General features: G+C 74.2%; 3 protein-coding genes and 1 pseudogene. 1 reads left to right on the top strand and 3 read right to left on the bottom strand.

Translation table 11 applies throughout. From position 1 onward, the window contains the following. The 3 genes and pseudogenes from AC07FT_RS22320 to AC07FT_RS22310 all read right to left on the bottom strand — a co-directional run. On the bottom strand, window positions 1-917 hold a 917-nt coding region (locus AC07FT_RS22320; protein WP_479177780.1), incomplete at its 3' end, for an oxygenase MpaB family protein. A 59-nt stretch (window positions 918-976) separates the two neighbouring features. Then, window positions 977-1,387, bottom strand: a complete 411-nt coding sequence (locus tag AC07FT_RS22315) for a beta-galactosidase small subunit-related protein (RefSeq protein WP_479177779.1) — start codon at window positions 1,385-1,387, stop codon at window positions 977-979. A gap of 139 nt (window positions 1,388-1,526) precedes the next feature. Continuing rightward, window positions 1,527-1,607: pseudogene (locus AC07FT_RS22310) on the bottom strand (hypothetical protein); the annotation flags it as partial. Window positions 1,608-1,962: 355 nt separating this feature from the next. On the opposite strand from AC07FT_RS22310, the gene AC07FT_RS22305 reads away from it, so the two are divergent. Then, the gene (locus tag AC07FT_RS22305) at window positions 1,963-2,742 is read left to right on the top strand and encodes a MerR family transcriptional regulator (protein WP_471193573.1); all 780 of its coding nucleotides are present in this window, start codon (window positions 1,963-1,965) and stop codon (window positions 2,740-2,742) included. The last annotated feature ends 130 nt before the right edge of the window (window positions 2,743-2,872 follow it).

The following is a 2,872-nucleotide window of genomic DNA, read 5'->3' as shown; positions in this document are numbered from 1 at the left end:
TCCCCCCCCCCCCCCCCCCCCCCCCCCCCCCCCCCCCCCCCCCCCCCCCCCCCCCCCCCCCCCCCCCCCCCCCCCCCCCGGGCCCGTGCCTCGCGTGCGAGCGGCAGATAGCGCAGCCGCTCCGGCAGCAACGGTACGAGCACCCGGGCGACCCGGCCGAACCGGCGCAGTCCGCGCTCCTGGGCGGCCGTCCACTCCAGGCCGATGGCGGCCCGCGCGTCCGGCGGCATCAGCCCCGCGGTGAGGAAGGCCCGGAACCGGGTGAACAGCGGCCCCAGCACCGGCCAGAGCAGCCGCAGCGGCGCCGTGCCGGGGGCGGGGACGGCGGCGCCGGGGTCGGCCAGTTCACGGGCGACGGGGGTGGGCGCCAGCCGCTCGCGCACCACCGACCGGTAGTAGGTCCAGAAATCCTCGACGCGGACGGGCAGTTGGCGTTCGGGGATGCCCAGAACCCGGCCGACACACCGCCACTCGGCGTACAGCGCGCGCTCCTCGGCGACGGTGAAGGGGCGGGCGCCCAGATAGGCCTGGGCGCGCAGATAGACCGGGAAGCCGGTGGCGTGCACCCAGCCGTAGAGCTCGGGATCGAGCGCGTGGTACGGGTGGCCCGCCGCGTCCACACCGCGGACACCGCGGTGGAGGGCGCGCAGCCTGCGGCCCTCCGCGGCGGCACGGTCCCCGCCGTAGACCCACAGCTGTACCGAGCGCAGCGAGCGCTCACCGCGCCCCCAGGGGTCGGTACGGAAGACCGAGTGCTGGTCCACGCCCGCTCCGACGGCCGGGTGGGCGACCTGCATGGTCAGCGCGGCGGGCAGGGCGAGCACACTGCGCACCTCCCCCGCGATGGACCACAGGATGCCGCCGGTGGGTGGCGGTCGGTGGTCCACGCCGGTGGGGCGGGGGCCGCGCTCGTTCATCGTCGTCCCGGAAGCGGCGGGCCGGACCGGGTCCGGCCCGCGCGGACACCTCTGGGGGCTCAGTGGTTGCTCCTTCCAGTATGCGCCGCCGTGCCGGGGCGGAGCGGGCGCAGGGTGAGGGTGTAGTCATAGGCCCGGTCGGCCTTCACCCGGTATCCGTCGCGGACCGGATTGGGGGTGTCGCCCACCCCGGTGACGGCGTGGTCGGCGTGCAGGGTGTTCCAGCCGTCGTTGCGCTTCAGGAAGTGCGGACAGGCGGCGCGGTCGAGTTCGTCGTACGCGGTGGCGGCCACCTCCAGATCGCCGGAGACCAGCAGTCCGCCACCATGGCCGTCGGTGAGCGAGGCCCAGCGGACGTCGTCGTGGTTGCCGTGGTCCTGCGGTTTGAGGTACTCGACGTACTGGTCCCGCACCGAGGAGGACCACACCCCCATGGGGGTGCCGTCCTTGCGGTCGTTGAAGCTCTCCACCGGGCCGCGGCCGTACCACCGGAGGGTGTCGTAGGCCTGGAGCCTCGTCGCCGGGGGCCACCTCCGCCCCGTCCACGGTGGTGCGCAGCCGGTCCAGGCCCAGGGTGCGCCAGCGTTTGCCCTCGGCGGCGCCCCAGTCGGAGCGTTCATTGCTGATCGGGGCCCGCCGGGCGTCCAGTTCGGGTCCGGAACGCAGATGCTGCCGGCCGTCCGCGCGCATCGAGGTGAGGACGCCCTTCTTCGTGTCGAAGGTGTAGCGGAAGCCCTTGCCGGTGACGCGGACGGTGTCGCCGTGCTCGGTGGCCCGGACCGGGCCGCCGTCGGGCCGGGCGCCCTCGGGGGCCGCTGCCGGGTCTGACTGCTCTGGTACTCAATTCCCACCCCACCTCACAGATTCCCAAGAAATCAAACAGAGATGAACGGGGTCGCACAGTATTGAGGGAGCTGGAGGGCGTCAACCGTTCTCGCGGCGATCTCCGGTGGCGAGGTTGCGGCGAGAGGTTTCACAGTGGTGATGAGACAGCAATACTGATGAACCTGATGGAGCAGCACAGCGGAGAGCGAGGCGCGCCCCGATGACCACCCCCGACACCGAGGAACCGACTCTCACCGTCGACGAACTGGCGGCGCGTGCCGGGGTGACCGTCCGCACGGTCCGCTTCTACGGCACCCGAGGACTGCTGCCGCCGCCGGTGATCGGCCCCCGCCGGGTCGGCCGCTACGGTGCCGAGCACCTCTCGCGGCTCGCGCTGATCGAGGAGCTCCAGCACCACGGGATGACGCTGGCCGCCATCGAGCGCTACCTCGGCCGGCTCCCGGAGGACATGAGCCCGGACGACCTGGCCATCCACCGCGCCATGGTGGCCTCCTGGGCCCCGGACGCCCCCGAGGAGATCAGCCGGGAGGAGCTGTCCCGGCGCGCGGGGCGGGAGTTGACGCGGGAGGACATCGACCGGCTGGCCGCGCTCGACGCCCTGGAGCCCACCGCGGACCCGGAGGTCTTCCGGATCGACCCGCGGGTGCTGAACCTGGGGATGCGGCTGCTGGACGTGCCGATCGCGCTGGAGACGATACTGGCGGCCCACGCGGTGGTGGTGGACCACACCCGTTCCGCGGCGCGGGAGCTGGGGCGGCTGTTCCGCGACGAGGTGTGGGGGCCGCAGCGGGACCGGGAGTCGGAGGCCGGTCCGGAGCGGGTGCGCGCGAAGAAGTCGCTGTCGGCCCATATGCAGCCACTGGTGGTGCAGGCGCTGGTGATCGCGTTCCAGCGGTCGATGAAACAGGAGCTGCGCGCCTGGTACGGACAGGACCTCGACGGACGCGCGGAGGACCCCGGGAGTGCCGGGGACGGCTGAACCGCGGGCCGGGGGGGGGGGGGGGGGGGGGGGGGGGGGGGGGGGGGGGAGGGGGGGGGTGGGGGGGGGGGGGGGGGGCGGGGTGGGCGGCGAGGAACCGGTGCTGACTCTGTTCGCGTGGTTCAGCGGG

The sequence above is a fragment of the Streptomyces sp. NPDC045899 genome, from assembly GCF_056431485.1.
This window is presented reverse-complemented; position numbering and strand designations above follow the sequence as displayed.

What these genes read in the sequence shown, in the direction of transcription:
- AC07FT_RS22305 (WP_471193573.1), top strand. Translation starts at nt 1,963, where the DNA reads ATGACCACCCCCGACACCGAGGAACCGACTCTCACCGTCGACGAACTG.